The 21,830-nt window shown below is 43.9% G+C and carries 22 protein-coding genes; 13 read left to right on the plus strand and 9 right to left on the minus strand.

Going from position 1 to position 21,830, the window contains the following annotated elements:
* Positions 1-29 precede the first annotated feature (29 nt).
* Positions 30-7,874, plus strand: coding sequence for a neuraminidase-like domain-containing protein (locus F6K49_RS12040; protein WP_293096850.1), 7,845 nt, complete (start codon positions 30-32; stop codon positions 7,872-7,874).
* Here the strand turns inward: F6K49_RS12040 and F6K49_RS12045 are convergent, their stop codons facing one another.
* Positions 7,875-8,000 (minus strand): hypothetical protein, encoded by a 126-nt coding sequence (locus F6K49_RS12045; RefSeq protein ID WP_293096853.1) that lies wholly within the window; start codon positions 7,998-8,000, stop codon positions 7,875-7,877.
* Positions 8,001-8,118: 118 nt separating this feature from the next.
* On the opposite strand from F6K49_RS12045, the gene F6K49_RS12050 reads away from it, so the two are divergent.
* From F6K49_RS12050 to F6K49_RS12080, 7 genes are all read left to right on the plus strand, one after another.
* Positions 8,119-8,253: a hypothetical protein gene (locus F6K49_RS12050; protein ID WP_293096856.1), complete on the plus strand. Its 135-nt coding sequence runs from the start codon at positions 8,119-8,121 to the stop codon at positions 8,251-8,253.
* Positions 8,254-8,514: 261 nt separating this feature from the next.
* Positions 8,515-9,054 carry a hypothetical protein gene (locus F6K49_RS12055; RefSeq protein WP_293096859.1) on the plus strand — a complete coding sequence of 180 codons (540 nt, stop codon included), beginning with the start codon at positions 8,515-8,517 and terminating at the stop codon, positions 9,052-9,054.
* 403 nt (positions 9,055-9,457) lie between these two features.
* Positions 9,458-9,712 (plus strand): hypothetical protein, encoded by a 255-nt coding sequence (locus F6K49_RS12060; protein WP_293096863.1) that lies wholly within the window; start codon positions 9,458-9,460, stop codon positions 9,710-9,712.
* 489 nt (positions 9,713-10,201) lie between these two features.
* The gene (locus tag F6K49_RS12065; RefSeq protein WP_293023410.1) at positions 10,202-10,462 is read left to right on the plus strand and encodes a type II toxin-antitoxin system prevent-host-death family antitoxin; all 261 of its coding nucleotides are present in this window, start codon (positions 10,202-10,204) and stop codon (positions 10,460-10,462) included.
* Positions 10,462-10,716 (plus strand): type II toxin-antitoxin system mRNA interferase toxin, RelE/StbE family, encoded by a 255-nt coding sequence (locus F6K49_RS12070; RefSeq protein ID WP_293061918.1) that lies wholly within the window; start codon positions 10,462-10,464, stop codon positions 10,714-10,716. The genes F6K49_RS12065 and F6K49_RS12070 overlap by 1 nt, the downstream gene beginning before the upstream one ends.
* A gap of 278 nt (positions 10,717-10,994) precedes the next feature.
* A complete protein-coding gene (locus F6K49_RS12075; protein WP_293096865.1) occupies positions 10,995-11,174 on the plus strand; it encodes a hypothetical protein in 180 nt (59 codons plus the stop codon).
* A gap of 165 nt (positions 11,175-11,339) precedes the next feature.
* Positions 11,340-12,779 carry an S-layer homology domain-containing protein gene (locus tag F6K49_RS12080; protein WP_293096869.1) on the plus strand — a complete coding sequence of 480 codons (1,440 nt, stop codon included), beginning with the start codon at positions 11,340-11,342 and terminating at the stop codon, positions 12,777-12,779.
* 128 nt (positions 12,780-12,907) lie between these two features.
* On the opposite strand, the gene F6K49_RS12085 is transcribed toward F6K49_RS12080, so the two are convergent.
* Positions 12,908-13,249: a hypothetical protein gene (locus F6K49_RS12085; RefSeq protein WP_293023401.1), complete on the minus strand. Its 342-nt coding sequence runs from the start codon at positions 13,247-13,249 to the stop codon at positions 12,908-12,910.
* 428 nt (positions 13,250-13,677) lie between these two features.
* Between F6K49_RS12085 and F6K49_RS12090 the strand changes: the two genes are divergently transcribed.
* The gene (locus F6K49_RS12090; protein WP_198954014.1) at positions 13,678-14,241 is read left to right on the plus strand and encodes an HNH endonuclease; all 564 of its coding nucleotides are present in this window, start codon (positions 13,678-13,680) and stop codon (positions 14,239-14,241) included.
* Positions 14,213-14,626: an alr0857 family protein gene (locus F6K49_RS12095; protein ID WP_293096872.1), complete on the plus strand. Its 414-nt coding sequence runs from the start codon at positions 14,213-14,215 to the stop codon at positions 14,624-14,626. The genes F6K49_RS12090 and F6K49_RS12095 overlap by 29 nt, the downstream gene beginning before the upstream one ends.
* A 50-nt stretch (positions 14,627-14,676) precedes the next feature.
* On the opposite strand, the gene ureE is transcribed toward F6K49_RS12095, so the two are convergent.
* The 6 genes from ureE to holA form a co-directional block, all read right to left on the minus strand.
* Entirely contained in the window at positions 14,677-15,108 is a 432-nt protein-coding gene (ureE, locus tag F6K49_RS12100; protein WP_293096877.1) for an urease accessory protein UreE, read from the minus strand.
* A 292-nt stretch (positions 15,109-15,400) separates the two neighbouring features.
* A complete protein-coding gene (locus F6K49_RS12105) occupies positions 15,401-15,532 on the minus strand; it encodes a hypothetical protein (RefSeq protein ID WP_293096880.1) in 132 nt (43 codons plus the stop codon).
* Positions 15,529-15,975 (minus strand): DUF4168 domain-containing protein, encoded by a 447-nt coding sequence (locus tag F6K49_RS12110; protein ID WP_293096883.1) that lies wholly within the window; start codon positions 15,973-15,975, stop codon positions 15,529-15,531. Before F6K49_RS12110 ends, F6K49_RS12105 begins: the two co-directional genes overlap by 4 nt.
* A 79-nt stretch (positions 15,976-16,054) precedes the next feature.
* Positions 16,055-16,225 carry a hypothetical protein gene (locus F6K49_RS12115; protein WP_293096886.1) on the minus strand — a complete coding sequence of 57 codons (171 nt, stop codon included), beginning with the start codon at positions 16,223-16,225 and terminating at the stop codon, positions 16,055-16,057.
* 425 nt (positions 16,226-16,650) lie between these two features.
* Complete coding sequence (locus F6K49_RS12120) at positions 16,651-17,166, minus strand: DUF4168 domain-containing protein (protein ID WP_293096889.1); 516 nt, start codon at positions 17,164-17,166, stop codon at positions 16,651-16,653.
* Positions 17,167-17,366: 200 nt separating this feature from the next.
* Positions 17,367-18,359, minus strand: a complete 993-nt coding sequence (gene holA, locus F6K49_RS12125; RefSeq protein ID WP_293096892.1) for a DNA polymerase III subunit delta — start codon at positions 18,357-18,359, stop codon at positions 17,367-17,369.
* Positions 18,360-18,383: 24 nt separating this feature from the next.
* Between holA and F6K49_RS12130 the strand changes: the two genes are divergently transcribed.
* From F6K49_RS12130 to cbiE, 3 genes are all read left to right on the plus strand, one after another.
* Positions 18,384-19,190 (plus strand): DUF1868 domain-containing protein, encoded by an 807-nt coding sequence (locus F6K49_RS12130; protein WP_293096895.1) that lies wholly within the window; start codon positions 18,384-18,386, stop codon positions 19,188-19,190.
* 55 nt (positions 19,191-19,245) lie between these two features.
* Complete coding sequence (locus F6K49_RS12135) at positions 19,246-19,860, plus strand: cobalt-precorrin-8X methylmutase (RefSeq protein WP_293023385.1); 615 nt, start codon at positions 19,246-19,248, stop codon at positions 19,858-19,860.
* Between the two features lie 423 nt (positions 19,861-20,283).
* Positions 20,284-21,609, plus strand: a complete 1,326-nt coding sequence (gene cbiE, locus F6K49_RS12140; protein ID WP_293096898.1) for a precorrin-6y C5,15-methyltransferase (decarboxylating) subunit CbiE — start codon at positions 20,284-20,286, stop codon at positions 21,607-21,609.
* Here the strand turns inward: cbiE and F6K49_RS12145 are convergent.
* A partial coding sequence (locus F6K49_RS12145; protein ID WP_293096901.1) for a hypothetical protein occupies positions 21,584-21,830 on the minus strand: 247 nt, incomplete at its 5' end. The genes cbiE and F6K49_RS12145 overlap by 26 nt on opposite strands.

Raw genomic sequence — 21,830 nt, forward strand, 5'->3', positions numbered from 1 at the left:
AATACAGAACAAAATCATCAAGGTAAACTATGTCAGACTTAACTGCAATTAAAAACAACGAAACCCTCAAGCCATTTTTCGATCGCCACCCCGAATTTGACCTCAAAACCTTCAACTTTTTCGATCGAGATGCGGTTACAGCATTAAATTGGGAAGGTTTGGAGCAAGAGCCAATAAGCCATCGCCTCAAAGGCTACCAGCGACTCTTACGATTGGGGGTAGAACCAGAAAATGCCGTTCAACTCTGTGCAAGCGAGCAGAAATTAGACTCAGCATTAGCCATTGCTTCCCGGTCGCAAACTAATTTTATTCAAGCCTCCAACCTCGACCCAGAAACTGCTCGCTCCATTCACCGCAACGCCACTCAAAAAACTAAGGGCTTGCTGGTTTTATTGGCTAACGTGATTCAATTTAGTTCGCCACGTGAAGCCACAACGTTGTTTAACAACACAGCGGAATTAGAAACCAGCTTGCAAACCCTACCAAGCTATCAAGAACTATTTGGCAGTCTCGACTATTTGCAGTGCGAACATTGTCAATCTATTTTCAGTCCGGGTGCTTATTTAGTCGATCTATTGCGGATTGTTGATGAATATATCACCCAAATTCCAGAAAATACTATTCCCACAGGATTGAGTCTAAATGAGCGTCGCCCCGATTTACAAGATATTCCACTGACCTGTGACAATACTAACGATACGATTCCCTACGTTCAAATTGTCAGCGAAGTTTTGGAGGCAAGACTTCAAGAGGACTCAGACCTAAGCGGAGAACCCTATAAGGATCTGGCGCAAGCTAACTATCCCCAGAGTTTGCCCTTCAATGCCTACCTCGAACAAAATCGCATCTATCTCAATTATCTAAATCTTACATCTGCAGAAATTTACCCAGTCTTTCACCCCCAAACTCCTCGAGACAGTGTTTGGGCACGAGAATACATCAGCTTTTCTCCAGAAGCATATCAATTAATTATCACATCCAATATCACTGAGGAGAGTATCGCAGAGCGATATGGGGTTAGCGGGGCTCCCGGAGCTAATTTCTGGGGATTAACGGATAAAGACACTTTTCTCCAACAAACCCAGCTCTCCGTACAGGACTTAGACTCCCTATTATATCAGAATTTGTCTCAAGATGAGATTGATGCTAGTGTAGCTGCTCAATTTTATATTAATAAAGACTTAAGCGGTTCATATCTCAATCTGAGTAATACCGGTGACATTGAAAATCTTGGTTTCGGTCCACTCGATTGCGTCGATCGCTTCTTGCGCCTTGCCCATAAACTCGGTTGGTCATTTGATGACTTGGACTGGGCGATCGCTTCTATTGAAGCTGGTGATATTGACGAAAATGCAACCCAAAACATTGCCAAAATCAAGGAACTACAAGCTTGGACTGCATTGCCCCTAGATGTGCTATGTAGTTTTTGGTACGACATGAAAACCATCGGGAAAGGGGATAAACCCGAGCGACCTCAAGACTTGTTCGATCGCATCTTTAACAATCCCTTCACGGTTCAAGGACAAGAGCCCTTCGATCCAAACTCATCTACTTCTTGGGATATTAGTGATAGTGTTTTAACCAACCGTCTGATTGCTGCTTTACAACTGAGTAATGATCAACTGATCAAAATAGCCAAGGGAATTTGGGGTGATACATCACCTATTAACTTGAATCTTGCCAATTTATCAAGACTGTTTCGGACATCTCAAATGCTGAAGCTCGTCAAATTAACAGTTGATGAGTACCAGCTACTATTACAGATTCTTGGTAAATCCTTCCAAAATCTTGACACGATTGCGATCGATGAACTCTATGAAATCCTAGAGTTTTCCCAGTGGCTAAAAGCATCCGGTTTCAATGTCTACGAACTCGACTACATTCTTACTGGCACTGAATACACCGATGTGGATATCTTTTTGCGCGAAGAAGATATGCAAGCGTCGATGGAGTCTCTATGGCAAAAAGTTCAATTACCGCCCGAGCGCAACGAGCTACATCTTCCGGCAAAAAAGCAACAACTAGACAATAAGCTAAATCAAGAGATAGCCGACCATTTTGGGATGGATCCAAATTTGTTTGCGATTTTAGCCCCACTGGGTGCAGAGTCCGTTGGATCCGACGACTATATCGCACTTTTGCTAACACCAGTGACTATCCCCGGGACGGAATGGGATAAGATTGTTGGCTGCTTAAAGTACATCTCAAGGATGGATTTGCTGGTTGATAAGTTAGATTTAACAGTAATAGAACTTGAAAAAATCCAGGCAGATCCCGCAGCCTATAATATCAGTTCCCTGACTGCCCCCTCCATTGAAGATGTCCAGAGTTTATACCGATTTAAAAAAGAATTTTTGAATTCTTTCAATCAACCAGAAGACAATTTACTGAAATATTTAGCAAACCCTACTGTTGCAGCCCTAGCAGAATTAACAGGCTGGGAATTAGACCAAATCAACGCTGCCATTACCTATCTCAATGACGGTCAACTCGAACAGTCAGTGGCAGGCATACTCAAACTCAAAAAGTGTTTCGATCTTTGTGTTATCTTAGGTTGCACTATTGACTTTTTGTGCGAATTCTGCAAATTGCTAACAGATGGAACAGTCGCTAACAACTGGAATGATGGCACAGGTCTTACTTATCAGAATATTGCTCAATCCATTACCAACTTTGTGAAAGCAAAGTACGATAACAGCCAATGGGCAGATATTTATGGCCAGCTCAATGGAGAATGGCAAGAGAGTAAGTGCAAAGTCTTGACAGATTTTGCTGTATGGAAGTTGGAGATGGAAGACTCACGCCAACTCTCGGAATATATACTCTTGGATGTGGAAACGACCAGTTGCTCCTGTAATTCTTACATTCAGCTCGCCACGCTATCGGTACAGACTTATTTGCAGCGTTGTCGTATGGGCATAGAGCAAGGAGTAACCCAGGTCGATATTTCGCCAACATGGTGGGATTGGTTAATGAACTATCGCAATTGGGAAGTTAACCGCAAGGTGTTTCTCTATCCCGAAAACTACATTGACCCCAACCTGCGCCCAGATGTTTCACCGCTCTTCAAGGAACTGCAAGATCAGTTATTACAATCAGACGTGACAGCAGCAGCAGTAGAAGAGGCTTATACTAATTATTTTGATGCCCTGTACGAACTCTCAAAACTGCAAATTATTGATGGTTGTTATTACCCAGTTAAAAGCCCGAAGAGCGAAGAACCGATCCAAACATTATTTTTGGTGGCGAAAACAGTTACCGACCCCCCGACGTTTTATTACCGATCTTGCGAGCAAGCAACCGTAAACAAGCCAGTGTGGGGTTACTGGCAAGAAATTGAGTTACAGATTGACTCGGACTACGTTGCACCGATCTATGCCTTTGATCGTCTATTCATTTTCTGGGTGGAGCTCCAAGAGACTGATGGTAGAACGGAAGAATTGGCAGAGAATGGTGAAACGGGACAATTGACAAAGAAAAGAGTTGTTAAGTATTCATTTTTAAATAGCAATCAGAAATGGGTTGCAGCACAAACCCTTGTTGAAAATGCAACTAATTCTGATGACGAATCGGGAGATATTCCAGATACTTTTTACGATCAAGTTTACCCTCTAGTGGATTTTATCTCCGAAAAACCTGACGTTCAACTTATAAATGTTTGGTTCGGAGGACTTTCTGGTACGCCAGTTAGTGAATTTAATACAAATTTAGATACTTTAATCGCAGGTTTAGAGCCTCTGGCTAAAATTGCTAGCGATTTGTTGCCAGTGTTAGGATTTGAACCGCAAAATTTAAGCGAAGCACGCAGTAATTTAGCCGCAGCTACAGTGAGCAATCTAGCAATTTTTGCTGGAGGAGAAAAAGATAAAAGTAGCAGATCTTCCTCAAAAATTGTAGATGTTTTTCAATATCAAGCAGATGGTTCTTTAATCAAGCTGGATAGCAACGGGCTAGAACTTTCTCAAGAGCGCACCAATTTGGCTGGTGCAACAGTAGGAAATTTGGTTATCTTTGCTGGCGGTTACAATTACCAGAATAATCTTTACAGCGACAATGTAGATGTTTTTCGCGACGATGATGGAACGTTAACTGAAGTAACGGGTCACGGATTAACACTTTCTGAGCCTCGTAGCTATTTGGTTGCAGCAACAGTAGGAAATCTAGTTATCTTTGCTGGTGGTCAAAACGATAGGGGATTAGCATCCACCACTATTGATATTTTTCGCTATGATGATGGGACTGAGACTTTAACTCCGGTAACGGGTCACGGATTAACACTTTCTGAGCCTCGTAAATATTTTGCGGGTGCAACAGTAGGAAATCTAGTCATCTTTGCTGGGAGTTCATCCTCTGACGCTGTCGATGTTTTTCGCGACGATGATGGAACGTTAACTGAAGTAACGGGTCACGGATTAACACTTTCTCAGGCTCGTAGCTTTTTGGCGGCGGCAACAGTAGGAAATCTAGCCATCTTTGCTGGCGGTGTAGATTCTCAAGTTGTCGATGTTTTTCGCGACGATGATGGAACGTTAACTGAAGTAACGGGTCACGGATTAACACTTTCCGAGAGTCGGCAATCTTTGGCTGGTGCGACAGTGGGGAATCTAGTCGTCTTTGCGGGAGGTAAAAGTCCTGGTGCTTACTATAACGCTATAGATGTTTTTCAATATCAAAATCTCGATGGTGGCACGTTAATTGATGTATCGAATCCCGGATTAAAACTTTCTCAGACTCGTAGTAATTTGGCTGCCACAGCAGTCGGAAATGTAATCCTCTTGGCAGGAGGTAACGATCTCGAAAGGACTACAGTAGGAAAATACTATGACATCGTGGACATTTTTAATCTCTTACGTCCAGAGATTAACCCGCTACCGGATTTAGACCTCTCTGTGAATACCACCGTTAGTCCCATTAAAAGTGAATCTGCAGGATTTGTGCTTCAAGATCGTAGTAAAGCCACAGCCTTTTATGACCTTGACGGACATGACAATGACATCAGCAAGCGCCTGACCACTGACTTGATTCAGCAGTTGAGTCAGAAACTGTTTGCCAAGGGGTTTGATGGTTTACTTTCCCTAGAATCTCAACAGCTCAATGAACCCGATTTTCCTTTGATTCCTAGTAGCCCCCTTGACTTCGATGGTGCTTACGGTCCATATTTTTGGGAAATCTTCTTCCATATTCCCTTCCTGATTGCTTCCACCTTAAATACCCACCAGTCCTACGATAGCGCCCGCCTCTGGTATCAATATATTTTCAACCCCACTATTTCCGGCCAGACAACAGATTCAGATCGCTACTGGCGCTTCCTGCCTTTCCGAGGACAAAACCTAGAGACACTCGAAGATATTTTAACCAACGAAGCAACTATCCAAGCCTATCAAGAAAACCCCTACGACCCCCATGCAATCGCCCGTATGCGTATTGGTGCATACCAAAAAGCTGTGGTGATGAAATACATCGACAACTTGATCGACTGGGCCGACGCGCTCTTTATCCAAGATAACTGGGAAGCCATCAACCAAGCCACTACCCTCTATCTCCTCGCCTATGACCTCCTAGGACCGAAACCCAAAAACCTTGGTAAACCACCTACTCCACCACCGATAACTTTCGCGGAGATCCAAGCAGGAGCAGGTGGGACAATCCCCGAATTCCTGATAGATCTTGAAAATTACCCCCAATATGCAGATTTTCTAGAAGAGTTTAACGAGTATGTCAGCCAGTTTGACGACATGCCCTTCAATGTCCTTGATGCTTACTTCTGTGTGAGTGAAAACGCTGAATTTGCTCAATATTGGGATCGCATTGAAGACCGCCTTTACAAAATCCGCCACTGCCAAAACATCCAAGGCATCGAGCGACAACTTGCCCTGTTCTCTCCCGTCATCGACCCGATGCAAATGGTGAGTCAAACTGCTTCCGGTGACAGTAGTCTAACCTTGTTCACTGCTGATACCGTTCCCCACTACCGTTTCTCTTACTTGCTCGATCGCGCCAAGGGCATGACCAACACGGTTATTCAACTCGGCTCTACCTTACTCGCCACCCTAGAGAAAAAAGACGCAGAAGCACTGGCCTTGCTGCAAGCAAGTCAACAGCCAATTTTACTACAATTAATTACTAAAACCAAAGAAAAACAAATTGAAGATGCTCGCGCTACCCTTGATGCCCTAGAAAAAAGCTTAGGAGCGGCGCAATACCGCCTTCAGTACTACCAAAACCTCCTGGCCAGCGGCTTGAGTTCCGGGGAAACCGCCACTATTGATTTGATGACTCGCTCCATAATCTCGTACACTTTATCAAAAGCCCTGGAAGGGACGGCCATTGCCGCTTACTTATTGCCCAGTATCTTTGGAACCTCTAATGGGGGTATGAATTTCGGTGAGGCCACGAATACAAGTGCCGTCATTGCACAAACTTCCGCTGAGATCAGAAATCAACAATCTACCCTGGCTTCTACTAACGCTCAATTCCAGCGCCGTGCTCAAGACTGGGAATTCCAGGAACAGATGGCCGAATGGGACACCGAGCAAATTGCCATGGAAATCGAAGCAGCAAGCATCCGGGTTGAAGCCGCCCAAGCCGATCTCGACGCCCATAACAAAAGTGTCGAACAGTCTCTTGAAATCGAACAGTTCCTTCAAGACAAGTTCACCAACCAACAATTGTATCAATGGATGTTGGGTCAGTTGTCCAATCTGTATTTCCAAACCTACAAACTTGCTTTGGAAATGGCCGCCGCCGTCCAAAAAGCCTATCAATACGAACTGAACACCAACAAGACTTTTATCCAGCCCACCTATTGGAATAGCAACAAACAAGGACTCCTGGCTGGAGAAAGTTTGATGTTGAGTCTCGACCAACTGGAAAAAGCTTACTTTGATGGTAACAAGCGAACTCTAGAAATCGAAAAAATCATTTCCCTGCGCCAACTCGATCCCTATGCTTTTATGGAGCTTAAAACTAACGGCAGTTGCATTCTTAACTTTGACGAGAAACTCTTTGCTCTGGACTTTCCCAGCCACTACTGTCGCCAAATCAAAACCATATCCGTGTCAATTCCTGCAGTGGTCGGGCCTTACCAAAATATCAACGCTACACTGACGCAAACCAGCAGTAAAGTGCTGATGGAACCCGATCCTGATGGAGTGAGTTGGTTGCTAACTCCACAGGGTAACCCTCCGAATTCGATCCGCCAAAATTGGCGACAAGATCAACAAATTGCTATTTCCAGGGGAGCCAACGATAATGGTCTTTTTGTCTTAAACTTCCAAGACGAACGCTACCTTCCCTTTGAAGGCACAGGGGCAATTTCTCATTGGACACTCGAGATGCCCAAAGCTACCAATCCAATTGACTTTGAAACCATCACCGATGTAATTATAACCCTTAGCTATACGGCTCTTAATGGAGACAAAGAGGAGGGATTTACCGAAGCTGTAACTAGTGCTATCCAGAAATTTACTGGCTCCCTAACTCTAAACCTCCGACAGCAGTTGCTCCAAAACTCAGATCCAAATTCTCTCTCCTTCCTGGTCTCACCTCAACTGTTCCGTGGTAATTTAGCCAACTATACTATCACTAAAGTATACCTGCGGATATTCGAGGCTGATGATTCTACTCTAATTTTTCCCTATTCTCTAAACTTGACTGTTCCCGAAGAAAGTCCGATCCCACTGGCGCTTGAGGAAAACCAGGATATTATTTCGGCAACATCTGATTTAACCATAGACTATGATCTTTCGGCACAAACTTGGTCTCTGGAAGACTCCAATTCACGTGGATTCTTCGATCTGCAAAACCTCAGTGATATTGTGCTGGTAGTGGAATACGAGGGCGGAATCACTTGGCCGCAATCCGGCGGCGATTAATCAAGGAATAAATAGGAGTAGAGTGGGCATCCTGCCCGCCCGAAAATAAGGAGGAAACTGGCAAGATGCCAGTTCTACACAAGATGCCAGTTCCACCAAGATGCCCATTCCACAGGTGCGACCCAAGGCCGCGAGGGATTGCTCGCGCCCTAGGAGGCGCGCACCTAAGAACTCTTAAAATCATTCCATTATTAAGCAACGCCGGGCATCCTGCCCGCCCGAAAATAAGGAGGAAACTGGCAAGATGCCAGTTCTACACAAGATGCCAGTTCCACATCGGAAAAGCCATCAGCCATCAGCCTTTGGCCAAGGGCAAATCCTCAGACTTTCAATTCTGATTAATCTGGAACTATTAAATGCTCCCGTTACCGTAGCGTAGCCATAGGCCAAAAACCTTGATGTTCAGCTGACAGCTGAAGGCTAAATAATTACCTAAATACTTACATTGTAGTAAATGTCTCTACAAGGAATTTTATTCCCTATTTTTTTGTAGTTTTTTACTACATTTTCTAGTACTTTACTACAAAAAATATCGGAGCAATCAAATTCAAAAAAAATATAAATAAAATAAAAAACACCTTGCTTTTTTTTAAAATTTGCTCTATAGTTTAAATATAGAGTTGAAAATCACAAAAAACCTATGAACTTGGTAAAATCTTGTCTGAAATTAATCGGAACAATTGTTCTTGTCTGTGTACTTTCTCTGACCTTATCTCAGTCAAAAGCCTTTGCTTTCCAAGAGTATCAATTTGCAAACAATTCAACTCCCATACTTCTGGCTCAGGCCGCGAGAACTCTTGTACTGGAAGGTTCCGTTGACATTGTTGACGATGAAATATTTGGCGATGAAGAGTGTCGCAATGTCCCTGCTAATGGCAACATTTCTCTAGCAGAAGGCGAATCCGGAAACCTGATTGATTTTAAATCATGTTGTGGAAATGAAGTTCGTGCCGAACTCTATTTGGATGCTTTAAATAGTTTTGGCAACTTTGAGGTTGATGGTTATGCACGTCTATATGAAGGGACGAGTTGTGACACCGACGATCTAGAAGATAATCAAGGAGTCCGTGAGATTGTTACGCCGAACCAAACCCTTCCTCTAGACATTCATTTAGTAAATGGAGGTGCCGGTGGTGGCGATACCGCTGACTTTGAGTTGATATTCACCAATAACCAATAAATAGTTAGACGTAATACCGAATTCGGTTATCATCGACCTTAGTTTAGCGGAATAGGGCTCTGCCACCCCTAGGCAATCCCCTGAAATTTGGCAGGGACATTATCAGAAGTGTTGAAGGTTTGAAATCTTCAACACTTCTGGTTTTCATGATAGGGGTTTGCCAGTTTATTGAGTACATATTTATGGTTTTTTAGGGAACAGGGAAAAAATATTGTGTACTTGATTAGGCTATAAACTGCTATACAATCCCTATTACCTATTCCATTTTTTTTTAACTATATCCCATTCCCTTAACGTACAATTTCTTTCAATTACCCCTCAAAAAAAAGATTATCAAAACCCTTGACACTTAACAATATAATCGTTATGATTATATTATAAACTTCAAAACCAATTTTGAACTATGCCTGACAACTTTCGCCCGAATCAAGAAAACCATCCTGAAGAGATCACTCCTAGTAATACTCCTCAGGAACCTTCCCAAAAAAAATACCCCGTTCAGCATATTCTGAAGGGCTCCCGCCGGGCAATAAGCAACACCATGTATACCCTTTCTGCACTGCGTTATGCCCAAATTTACGACTGGAGCCCCCTTCAGCCCACTGAAATTCCTGGGGAATTCATCACGACGATGACGAAGTACATAATTCTAGATTAGACTAACTATTAGGGGGGGTCCCCCCCCTAGCCCAAGAATCAAATCTGTTCCCGTAGGGTGACCTTTGGTCAATCAGATTGGATTATTTCTGGGTTGGTGTACAAAGTTCAGGCATAGTAAAATTTCCTAGCCGTGGAAGGTATTTCTGCGGCTACTTTTTTTTAGTTGAAGGTTAGAAGGTTAGAAGGTTAGAAGGTTGAAGGTTGGGATGTTGAAGGTTGGGATGTTGAAGGTTGGGATGTTGAAGGTTGGGATGTTGAAGGTTGGGATGTTGAAGGTTAGAAGGTTGAAGGTTGAAGGCAGAATGTAGAATGTAGAATGTAGAATGTAGAAGAATGTAGAAGAATGTAGAAGGCAGAAGGTAGAATTCTTAATTCTTAATTCTTAATTCTTAATTCTTAAATGTTGAAGGTTATGATGCACCCCCAAGGGCAGAGTAAATCAGCGACTTTAGAACTGCTATAATAACAAAAATAGTAAATAAAAAAAATGGAAAAACTGACGGTTACTGCTGCCCAAAAAGAGTTAATTAACCTAGTTGAATCAGTTACAGAAGAAAACAAAGTTTATGAAATAGAGATTTCTAATGGATCTGCTGTTTTAATTTCTCGAAAAAACTATGAAAGCTTACAAGAAACCTTAGAATTACTTTCAATACCTGGAATGAGGGAAAGCCTACAAAGATCCCTTGAACAAATAAACAGTAATGAAACCTACTCCCTAGATGAAGTCTTGGGAGATATTGATTGATGGTTTATGAAGTTCGTTTTACTAAAGAGGCTAAAAAGGATGTTGCCAAACTTACGCCAAAATTAAAGCAAAAACTCAAAACAATGATTCAGGACACGATCAGTATAAATCCTTATGCTGGTAAAAAGCTGGTGGGCAATCTTGCTGGTTTCTTTTCTATGCGTTTAAGTTATAAAGATAGAATTATTTACACAATTGACAATGAGCAGAACCTGATCTATATTCACCGCGCCAAAACTCATTATGGAGAATAAAATAATGGTATTGCATAGTGCGTTCCCGTAGCGTGACCTTTCGGGCAAAGCCCGACGCTGTGCGAACGGTAAATCCCGTAGCGTGGCCAAACGCGCCCCGCGTGGCCCAAAGGCCAAAGCCAATCGCCCATCTTGTAGGGTGCGTTAACAAAGTGGATGCTGTTGGGCGATAAGTCATGACTATAGTATTTTTATAGTATTTATCAAATAGGTGAGGCGTGAAAGTCCTGGGTTTTAGGGAGTAGGGACTTCGGAGCAGGGAGTAGGGAGATGGGGAGATGGGGAGATGGGGAAATAGGGAGATAGGAAACATTTTTATAGCGTTTATCATACTGACGAGGTACAGTAAATTTTCGTCTTACCCCGACTCCCGATTCCCGACTCCCGACTCCCGATTCCCGACTCCCGATTCCCGACTCCCGACTCCCGATTCCCGATTCCCTTTTGTAACTGATTAACCGGACTTGATCTGACTCGCCTACCTCTACCGATCTTTTTTTGAAAACCTGGGAACTTTCAGGTCACCTGTGCGTCTGGGGATGGTGTTTGAGAGGCTATCAACTCTGATAACTAAGGAGTTGAGCTATCTGGAAGAGTTATCTAAATCAGGAGAGTTGTGTTCTATGTCTAGTGCGTCTACTTGGAATTCCACAAGCACTGCCATGTTGCTGTTGGGAATAGTAACTGGTGTGACTGCGCCGATGGTAATTGCGGTTCCAAACCAAACTAGCTTTATTGATATTCAAGGTCATTGGGCAAAACCATTCATTGAAGGGTTGGCAGCAGAAAACCTGGTAAATGGATATGCCAATGGCACCTTTAAACCTGATCAAGCTGTTACTTACGCTCAGTTCTCTGCGATGGTGAGCCAAGCTTTCAGCGAAAATAATTTAGCCTTGCCCAAAACATTTGATCGTGAAGTGGCTGAGTATTGGGTAAGTCGTAACCTAACTGAGCAGGATAAATCTAATAGCCAACTACGTCCATCTTCGCCACTGTCTCGGGGACAAGTATTGGTGTCATTGACCAATGGTTTGGGTTTATACTCTAGCACTTCAGTCAAGAACACTCTCTCTTCCTATGAAGACCTATCCCGAATCCCTGACTATGCCAAAGTTAGCGTTGCGGCTGCTACCGAAAAGGCTATGGTGGTCAACTACCCGAATGTAACCTATCTCGATTTTGGTCAACCTGCTACCCGTGCTGAAGTGGCAGCCTTTATTCATCAAGCTTTAGTGAATCAAGAGGTATTAGCTCCCCTGTCTAGTCAACATCCAGCCTCTCAATATATTGCTCAGCTGACGGGAGAGACTAAACCTGTGGGTGACGACAGCCTGATGGAATCAACTGAGACAACTGAAAAAACTGATTCCACTGAGTCCACTGAGTCAATGACTAGTAAGGATGACTCCTTTGAAACTAAGGAATATCAAGTTTCCAAAGGCACAATGATTAATGTAGCCTACACAGTATCAGACAAGGTGGCTGTGGAGCGTGGTGAAACTATTGATATGACGCTGTTAGTAGCTGAGGACATCAAAAATGATCAAGGAATAGTCTTAATTCCAAAAGACAGCGAGATTGAGGGTCAATTAGTACCTCGGTATAGTGGTTCTGAGTTTCTTGGTACTCAGTTTGTAGCTCAAAAACTTAAAATTGGTGAATTATCCTATAACACCATCAATGCTACCTCGAAACTGGTTACTGATGCTAAGCCTGATGATACGGAGACACAAACATTAGAAGGTGCTGCGGTTAATATTTTGACTGGTGTCTTAACTGGTGGTGATTCTAATCAACAACCGGAGCAGCAAAATCCTATAATCATTGATCCGGAAAATGATTTACCACTAACACTGGGTTCTGATTTATATCTCCAAGTAGCTACTAAAACGCCAGAAATGCCAGAAATGCCAGAAGCCCCAGAAGCTATGGAAACTGAAGAAACCCCAGAAGCTATGGAAACTGAAGAAATTCCAGCAACACCAGAAGCTCCAGCAGTTCTAGAAGCACCAAAACTTGAGCTTCCGCAAGTGCCACCCTTACAGGTTCCAACTCGTTAACTAACCTACAAGAGTGCCTAGTCAAGGATTGAGAAGAGACATGCGATGGGCGTTCGCGAAGCGTGGCCAAAGGCCTCAGCCCCGCTTTCAGCGATCGCATGTCTCTTCACTTGTATCGATGCAAATGCTTAACAGTCGGACAGACTACCGATACTGAGGGGAAGCATCTCTCCGTTGATCGTCAGTCCTAATAACATGGGCTCTTGGGGTTCTATATACTTGCCAGTTAGTACACAACGCTCTTTGCGCTCAGCGATCGCTTGGATGCTGGCTCTGATATCAGACTTACAAAATTGAGGTCGATAGTCACCGGACTTGTGCTGGACATAGTTCCAGAGAATATCTCGAATCAGAGCTTGATAGCCCTGAGTGCCAGAAAGTTCTTTGAGTTTATCTTTCAACTGTCGCTCCAGACGGATGCTGGTAACTTCCATATCAGTGGTTGAGTTTTGACGGGTGAGTGTAGGCATTAATTTTTTCCTCCAAATATCTGGACATTCCCGTAATACAAGTGTAGTATTTAAAAAGCGGCTTGAAAATCGTTTTTCACAAATTTCGCCTTCAAACATTTCATCTTCTATGAGTCATCATTTAACCTCCTCCACCAATTGCTCAGATATCAACTGCTTCGGCGGTTCTGGATTCGGGGCAATATGGGTGGAGCTTTTGTTTAGGGGCAAATATGACTCGATCGCACAGAGAACAGTCGAGTATAGAAGGCATGATTCACAACCAGTCAATTGTCGGCCAGAGATCAATCTGAAACTAAATAGACACAGCGGGAGGTATAGGCGAACGCTAGCACTACTGACATAGCAATCAGCCTACCCTAAAAAATCTTAAACGCCCCCGCTCCTGACAAACAGAAGCGGGGGTTTGGTTTATGAGGAGTCAATCCGTGACAAGCACAACTGAGGTGTTAAAGCAATCGGTAGTGGTTTTTTCCAAAAACTACTTACCTATTAATCGAGTCAATATCAAACGAGCGATTGCTCTGTTGGTTACCGGCAAAGCTGAACCAATCGATTTCTTTGGTGGTAAGGGCTACAAAGTCCGTTCCCCTAGTGTAGTGATCTTGGTACCAAGCCATATCCGCTTGATACTTACCGAAACCGAACCAACTTGGCGAGTTCCTCCAGTAAATCGGCGGGAGGTCTTAAGACGGGACAAGCATCGGTGCCAATACTGTGGCAGCACCAAAAAGCTAACCCTTGACCATGTCATTCCTCGGTCAAAAGGCGGAAAACACAGTTGGGACAACGTCGTTACGGCATGTGAGAGTTGTAATAGCCTTAAAGGCAACCGCACTCCCCACCAAGCGGGAATGAAATTACCCAGGCAGCCCAAAGCACCCATGCATCCAGCTGTTGCTTTTGCGGAACAGTTTTGGCGTCAACAGCAAATCAATCGGTTAGAGGAGGAGGTTACAGGTAATGCTGAAACTGATTTATACCGAAAATAGCTTTTATCTAGAGCGTTTGGCTCAATCCCTAGAAGAATGGGTAACCACACGAACCCTTGTCTCGCTCCGTGCGGGTGCAAGTTTCTATATCGAACCCAGCACTGCCTCATTTTTGCTACCAGCTGACTTGCCCCACCTCAGGCAATTAGAGGTGTTTGTGCGGCAAGACAAAACAGATGCGATCGCCTTTGGCGCGGCAACGCCTATCGCATTATCGATTTGTGATGCGGAATATGTTGAAGTCAGCCTACAAGGCACCTGGCTAACCTCAGATCCAGAGGATGAAGAGGGAATTTTTGTAACAGCAATGAACTATGCTGTTGAGTTTTTTCTCTATCAGTTGTGGCAAGAGGCTAACCATCGGGCTTCTGTTCCGAAGGATTGATCAAGGGCGCACTTAGGTGTGCCTCTTTATAACAGTTCTCCTCACACTTGTCAATGTCCATAGGCACCGATTTCTGGTTGAAACGGTACCACTTCCTGGTGTACCTCTACCCCCAACTGCTCTAACATCCCTTGCAAAACCGGGTCAGGAGATAACCTTAAATAGCTAGCCGTTACTTCTAAAGGGACATGGCGATTACCCAAATGATAAGCAGCTCGCAGCAAATTCACCGGTTTTTGGGAAGTGACAGTGAGTACCGGTTCTGGTTTAGCAGCAATTCGGATCATCACCTTTGTATCTTCAGCTTCCAGTAAATCCCCATCCTGCAAGACACTGCCCCTAGGCAAGCGCAAATACAAATTTTCACCATCCGGTGTTTCAAAGCGGTGGCGAGTTCGGGTACGTTCTTCCGCTGTCAAGGAGAGGGTAAAGCCGACTTTAGTATTCTGATTAGCTCTGAGGCGTTTGGTAAAGGTGAGCATTGGAAATTGATCATTGCTGAATTCTGACTAAAATAGCAATTAAAGTAGGGTGGGCAACGGTAAGCTATCAGCATTCAGCTATCAGCTATCAGCTATCAGCTATCAGCTATCAGTTATCAGCTATCAGCTATCAGCTATCAGCTATCAGCATTCAGCTATCAGCTATTAGCTATCAGCATTCAGCTGATTTTATTCAAAAGCTGAATGCTTATGATGGTTAAATCCCCAAACTTTCAATTATGTAACATCAATTATGTAACATCTCGAACTATTAAATTATCCCAAATGAGGTTTATTTGAAGCTGACCGCTGTTCGCGTAGCGTGGCCAAAGGCCTTCCACTGACTACTGACCGCTGACCGCTGACCGCTGACCACTAACCGCTGACCGCTTTTGCCCACCCTACAAGCTTGACATATTATCAATTTTGTTGTAAGCGAACTAGTTCATTGTGGATTCGCCGTTGTAACTTCTGATCGGATTGGGCGCTAACGGTAATTGAATTAAATCGAGATATGGTCAAGTCATGACTTTCAGCAATGGTTTTCGAGCGCTTACAGTAGTTTACAGCCAGATCTCTGATATTTCGACGTAGAGCTGCTATGGTTTTTACTTGGGTGCAGTTAATCTCAGGAACTATCTTGTCCTTGTCTTTGGTTAATTCCTGAATATCCTCGTAGACACCTTGACGATATTGATCGATCGCCAGAACAGCTTTGGCGTAATTCTTCAATTCCTGACTCTTTACTGCATCTGAGGCTACTGTGGGGATAGCTGCCGTGGGGTCAGGGTCTGGACTGGAAGAACATCCAACCAAAACCACTATCATTCCGGCAAGCCATCCCAAGGGATAGATCAATTTGGTCATTAGCCGTTTTCTCGGAGATAAGCGACCTGCACTGGCTAGCCTAAAGCTGGATTAGCCTATTTTCTACTATTGCTAGTGGCTAGCTATTATGGTTCTTTTTCTGATAACTATACCATTTCTCAAATCGGTCAGGTACACAAGTTGTGGATTTTAGGGAATCGGGAATGGGGAATCGGAAATGGGGAATCGGGAATCGGGAACTTCGGATCAGGGAATAGCGATGCATGGAATCTTCGGTCACTGTTAGCAACAATTGTTAATTTAAATCCACTACAACCCTTATTTGGTAAAGCTTTAAAATTTAAAAAATTTAGTTTTTATGCTAAATACTATCTCAAGTTTATGACAAATTAACATACTCAGTACGGAAGACCCCTTTTTTGGAACTATAGCGTTTTCCATACTTATGAGGTAGACAGGATTGTTTCCCACTTCCGACTTCCCTCTTCTGACATCATGTCAGGATAATTACCCTTAATCAAAATCTCCCCCATCTCCCCATCTCCCCATCTCCCTATCTCCCTATCTCCCTATCTCCCCACACCCCACACCCCACACCCCACACCCCACACCCCACACCCCACGCTTTAACCAAAAACATTTAATTATGGTTGAAGTTATGGTTGAAGTTATGCTTCAAGGGAATAAGTTGCTGATTCTTAGAGCTATATCTAGCTAAAAGCTAGCGTCAAATTTTGCTTGTTGAATACGCACTAATTCACTTTGAATCTGTTCCCGTAAATTTTCATTATCTTGCATCTCAATAGTAATTTCGTTGAAGCGTTTATTTCCTCCTTCGGGAAAATACTTAGAGACAATTCCCTCTGACTGTTGGCAGTAATCTTTAGCAATCTCTTGGGCGGTCGAGGGGAGCTTATTGATGCTCTCGGAGTCATCGCACAAAATTTCTGGTGGCTCTCCTAGGATTGTAGTGATTTTTTCATAGGCAGATGCGCGAATAGGCTCTATTTGTAATAGAACTTCAGCATATTGAGTGACGTCATTAGGACTAATCTCAGAGGTGACATCTTGAGCATAGGCTGAAGTTGTAATAACCAGGGTATAAGAGTCTTCAGAAAGCTCAGGGATAAATCCAGATAGCAAACTAATAGCAGTAAGTCCTCCCACAAGGAGAGATTGGGAGAAAAGTTGGGTCAAGCTAAGTTTTAGAGAGTTAGGAGTGATCATCATGATAGATTAGGAGCAAAACAAACAATAACCAAAAGCACTAACGGCTAGTTTAATGTGAATTAATTTATGGGGGATAAGTTCCTCAGAAGGCAAGATATTCTGGGAATTGGGAAGTGCAGACAGGATAAATATGAAGCATGAGTATAAAAAAAATTTAACCTTCAACCTTAAAGCTAGCCTGGGTGAAGCCACTGACCGGTCTAAACTCTTGAACTGTTAAAGATTTCACAAAGTTGTATCACCTTAGTTTGTAATGTTGAAAAGGGGTCTGCTCCGGTTTTGAGGTTGAGGTCTAACTCCAGCAACACCCCCAGAGTGGAGATAAGTTGCTTGGGGGAAAGGAACTCCACGTCTTGTTTGAGGAAGTAAACTCGTTTGGGGTTATTGATATTGGCGGTGTTAGCGATCGCATTTGGATCAGTTTCCCCCTCACTGACCAGCAACTTCACCCACAACCAGGTACGAAACTGAGTAATTAAGGTAGCGACAATCTTTAAAGGAGGTTCATTCTGGTTGATCAAGGCAGCCAACAACTCCAAGGCTTTTGCCCCATCCCCTGCCCGAATCGCCTCTGCCAGTTGCAAGGTATTTTGAGTATTAGCCACTACCAGGGTGGCAACGGTACTTTCTTGTAACGGTTGGCTGTCATACAGCGCGTAGAGTCGTAATTTTTCCAGTTCGTTGAATAACTGTCGGGTGTCATTGCTAACGGATTCGGCTAAGAGTTCAGCAGCACTATTGGTTAGTTTGACTCCAAATTCAACGGAGTACGACTTGACCCGATGCACTAGCTGCTGGGTCTTCCAGGGGGGAATCAGAGCAAACTCCTGAATCTGGGCGTACTGTTGCAGTAATTTCGTGGACTTGAGTCGTGGATCTGGTCGATGGGGGGTAGTTAGTAACAAAACGGAGTGTTTAGGAATGACTGGTATAGTACGCTCTAATTCTGCCAGTAAATTGTCCGAACATTGCTGGCAAACGGTTGTATCGACTAACCACACTAGACGTCCACCCATGCCAAACGGAGGAGTCATGACTTGATTCAAGGCTTGAATTACAGCATCTGGTTGGTCTGGGGAAATTTTGTCATAGTTAAAACTAGCCCAGTTGGGGTCAACTAGGGATTGACGCAGCTTGTCGAGGGCTTGAGCCATGGCAAAGTCATCCTTTCCCCAATAGAGGTAAATTCCCATATCAGAACACGTAAGGGGGCAAAATTGGACGATACATATCAAACTTATCTAAATCGGGTCACACGGCTGACCCTAACCGCAACTTATCAATCGCAGTTACTCAATATCCAAGAGTCACCCAAGTTTAAACGTCTCCCTAATGGCAGCAGAGAGCCTGCCCCTTTTCCTGGTTACACTGTCATCACACCACCTTGGGAGGAAGAGACTAATAATTCAGCATTCTATGATAACATGCAGCAGCTCCAAAAAGAGCTTCTCAAGCAACTAGACCCGGGTTTAATGGTACCGATACCCCCGGATAGTTTTCATTTAACCTTGGCTGACTTGATTTGGGAAAATGCCTACCGAGATGCCACGGCTGAAAATCCAGAGTTTGAAACTCAACTGCTTAAGTCGATACAGGCAAGTTTTGACAAGTCTGTCAGTATCAGCCAGGAAACCTCTTTAGCAAATGGTGGTAATCCTATTAGCTGGCAGCTATTGGGCTTAATGGTGATGCCCAGGGCGATTGGTGTATGTCTAGCACCCCAGGATGAACAGGCATACAATCGCATTTCCCAGCTTCGTCGGTGTATTTATCAAAATTCTGATTTAATGGCTCTAGGTATTGAACAGCAATACCATTTTACGGCTCACATCACTCTAGGATATTTCGGAGATATCCCCCAGGAGTTGGATAGCGATCGCATTAGCAATATCCTATTCGAGTTAAGTGGCCAAGCCTTAGAAGTAGAAGGGAGTGTACTATCGATTCGGCAGGCTCAATTAAGGAAGTTTGACGATATGATGCGCTTCTTGCGGGAACCAGAATGGCCAGTTTTGGAGTTTTGAGTGCTTTCGCGTGCTTAGTGTTTGAGTTGGAGCAGAGTATGGGGTGGGGATTTAGATGAAAGCATTGTCGATGCATCCGATTATGGAGCAAAGTTTTGCCATTATTGACCAACAGATTGGGGAGCATCAGTTTAATCCAGCTGAGTATGGGATTGTGCGGAGGGTAATCCATAGTACGGCGGATTTTGAATTTACCCAACTGCTTCGGTTTAGTGAAAATGCGATCGCATCTGGTATCTCTGCACTGAGCCAGGGAACACCAATTGTTACAGATGTAGGAATGGTCAAACAGGGGATAGCTAGTATGGTGGCAAAAACCTTTGGTAATCCCCTGATCGTAGCAGTAGACCAGGCACCAGTCGCTCTGCCAGGAAAGACGCGCACGGAAACTGGTTTACTCCGATGTTTCGAGCAATTTCCAGGGGCTATTTTTGTGATTGGTAATGCCCCTACGGCATTGTTGGCTTTATGTGAGCAGTTGTCCCACTCTCAGGTCAAACCAGCTTTGGTCATTGGCGCAACCGTTGGGTTTGTTTCAGTGCTGGAGTCGAAAGCTGCTTTGGCCAAGATATCCATCCCTCAGATTCGAGTTGAAGGAGCTAAAGGAGGGTCTCCAGTGGCTGCAGCTATTTTGAATGGATTGATGGTATTAGCTTGGGAGAGTGAGTAATAATATCATGTTCGGTTGAACAGTTATAAATACTCAATAATAGGGAACAGGGAACAGCGGATCTGGGAACAGGGGATGAGGAGGGAGATAACCTACCAGAAGGAAGCTATGTTTTTTTATAACTGTTTATCTCAACATGATATGAAACATCCCAAAAGCCCACAAGACCCGAAGGTAACTAAAAAAGAGATGAGTAAATTTCGATTAACTCCCTTTTGTGTATTCTTTCTGTCCTTGGTGTCTTGCCAGTTGCTATAATACACTCCCAGCTTAATTCCTATTATTATGAAAACAGATTAAAGATCAGATATAGCAATCCTAAATGAATTGTGATAATTTTTGTTCCCTACTCCCTGTTCCCTGTTCCCTACTCCCTGTTCCCTGTTCCCTGTTCCCTGTTCCCTTTGCAATAGCAGCAAAACCATGACCTCGATCCATGTAGTGGGCATTGGTTTAGACGGAGCAGCTAGCTTAACTGATCAAGTCAAGGAGCTAGTGGAACGAGCGACGCTATTGGTAGGAAGTGAGCGCCATTTGGGGTATTTTCCCAACCACCAAGGGTCACAAGTGGTATTGGGGAATTTTACTGACGCTATTGAATTAATTCGTAAGCAGCTCGATGGTGCGGATCACGATACCCTAATCGTAGTGTTGGTCAGTGGTGATCCCTTGTTTTTTGGCTTAGGACGATTGCTCCTAAGCCAACTTCCCCCCTCAAGCCTGAGGTTTCATCCCCATGTCAGTGCGATTCAGCTGGCCTTCAGTCGGATTAAGGTGCCTTGGCAAGATGCTAAGGTAATCAGTGCTCATGGCCGTTCTATGGAACAACTAATCCCAGCCTTGAAGCAGGGGGTTGAGAAGATTGCGGTGTTGACGGATGGCACCAATACACCTGAAGCGATCGCTAAATTATTGCTAGCGCTAGATTTACCCAGTTGCTACCAGTTCTGGGTATGTGAAAATTTGGGAGGTATGGATGAACGGGTGCAATGTCTTGGTGTCGAAGCAGTATTGAACCAGAGCTTTGCGCCCCTGAATGTCGTGGTATTACTACGTCAGGCTGAGTCCGTTGACCAATCCCTAGATCCAGACTCGTTACCGATACTGGGATTACCAGATCAGACATTTACTAGTTTTAGCGATCGCCCTGGTTTAATGACCAAGCGAGAAATCAGGCTGCTGTTACTAGGAGAGTTAGCCCTCAAACCAGGGCAAACGGTTTGGGATATTGGTGCAGGAACAGGTTCGGTTTCCATTGAAATAGCTCGTTTATCGAAAACATCTCAGGTGTTTGCTATTGAAAAAACAGCAATGGGGAGTGCTTTGATTCAGCAAAATTGTCAACGTTTAGGCGTTACTAATGTTACCTCAATTAATGGTTCAGCACCGGATGTTTTGAAGAATTTACCAACACCAAATCGGGTTTTTATTGGCGGTAGTGGTGGTAATTTGCACTCAATTTTGGATTACTGTGATACTCGCTTAGACCTCGATGGTATTTTAGTATTAGCGTTAGCAACTGTAGAGCATATTAATACAGCCTATAGTTGGTTTGAGTCTAAACGTTTCCCCCCCTCCGAGCGCGGGATTAGAGCAAATTCCTTCCCCCCCTTATTAAGGGGGGTTAGGGGGGATCACTGGAATTATCAATGGTTACAGGTGCAGTTATCGAAGTCGGTACCTGTGGGCAAGCTCACTCGGTTTAATCCTCTCAATCCGATCACTATTGTGACGGCTTGGAAGTGCTGATTTTGAGAGTCTTGAGTTCATAAGTGCTGAGTTCGTAAGTTCTGAATTTTGATACCCGATCTGCCAATCTCCCCATCTCTCCAGAAGTTGCGGTGTAAGCATTCAGGTGATGGGGTTGACAAAAAGGGAAGGATGAGTAGTAGTGTAGAACCATGGAAATCAAACCGCCAGCTATCCCAAATAGCTTTGAAGCTCTGGAACTGCTGCCCCAATCAGTTCTG

Source organism: Moorena sp. SIO3I6 (assembly GCF_010672095.1).

What these genes read in the sequence shown, in the direction of transcription:
- F6K49_RS12065 (WP_293023410.1), top strand. Translation starts at nt 10,202, where the DNA reads ATGGAAAAACTGACGGTTACTGCTGCCCAAAAAGAGTTAATTAACCTA.
- F6K49_RS12120 (WP_293096889.1), bottom strand. Translation starts at nt 17,166, where the DNA reads ATGATGATCACTCCTAACTCTCTAAAACTTAGCTTGACCCAACTTTTC.
- F6K49_RS12085 (WP_293023401.1), bottom strand. Translation starts at nt 13,249, where the DNA reads ATGCCTACACTCACCCGTCAAAACTCAACCACTGATATGGAAGTTACC.
- F6K49_RS12075 (WP_293096865.1), top strand. Translation starts at nt 10,995, where the DNA reads ATGGGGAGATGGGGAAATAGGGAGATAGGAAACATTTTTATAGCGTTT.
- F6K49_RS12080 (WP_293096869.1), top strand. Translation starts at nt 11,340, where the DNA reads ATGTCTAGTGCGTCTACTTGGAATTCCACAAGCACTGCCATGTTGCTG.
- ureE (WP_293096877.1), bottom strand. Translation starts at nt 15,108, where the DNA reads ATGCTCACCTTTACCAAACGCCTCAGAGCTAATCAGAATACTAAAGTC.
- F6K49_RS12060 (WP_293096863.1), top strand. Translation starts at nt 9,458, where the DNA reads ATGCCTGACAACTTTCGCCCGAATCAAGAAAACCATCCTGAAGAGATC.
- F6K49_RS12040 (WP_293096850.1), top strand. Translation starts at nt 30, where the DNA reads ATGTCAGACTTAACTGCAATTAAAAACAACGAAACCCTCAAGCCATTT.
- F6K49_RS12050 (WP_293096856.1), top strand. Translation starts at nt 8,119, where the DNA reads ATGCCAGTTCTACACAAGATGCCAGTTCCACATCGGAAAAGCCATCAG.
- F6K49_RS12095 (WP_293096872.1), top strand. Translation starts at nt 14,213, where the DNA reads ATGCTGAAACTGATTTATACCGAAAATAGCTTTTATCTAGAGCGTTTG.
- holA (WP_293096892.1), bottom strand. Translation starts at nt 18,359, where the DNA reads ATGGGAATTTACCTCTATTGGGGAAAGGATGACTTTGCCATGGCTCAA.
- F6K49_RS12135 (WP_293023385.1), top strand. Translation starts at nt 19,246, where the DNA reads ATGAAAGCATTGTCGATGCATCCGATTATGGAGCAAAGTTTTGCCATT.
- cbiE (WP_293096898.1), top strand. Translation starts at nt 20,284, where the DNA reads ATGACCTCGATCCATGTAGTGGGCATTGGTTTAGACGGAGCAGCTAGC.
- F6K49_RS12055 (WP_293096859.1), top strand. Translation starts at nt 8,515, where the DNA reads ATGAACTTGGTAAAATCTTGTCTGAAATTAATCGGAACAATTGTTCTT.
- F6K49_RS12070 (WP_293061918.1), top strand. Translation starts at nt 10,462, where the DNA reads ATGGTTTATGAAGTTCGTTTTACTAAAGAGGCTAAAAAGGATGTTGCC.
- F6K49_RS12110 (WP_293096883.1), bottom strand. Translation starts at nt 15,975, where the DNA reads ATGACCAAATTGATCTATCCCTTGGGATGGCTTGCCGGAATGATAGTG.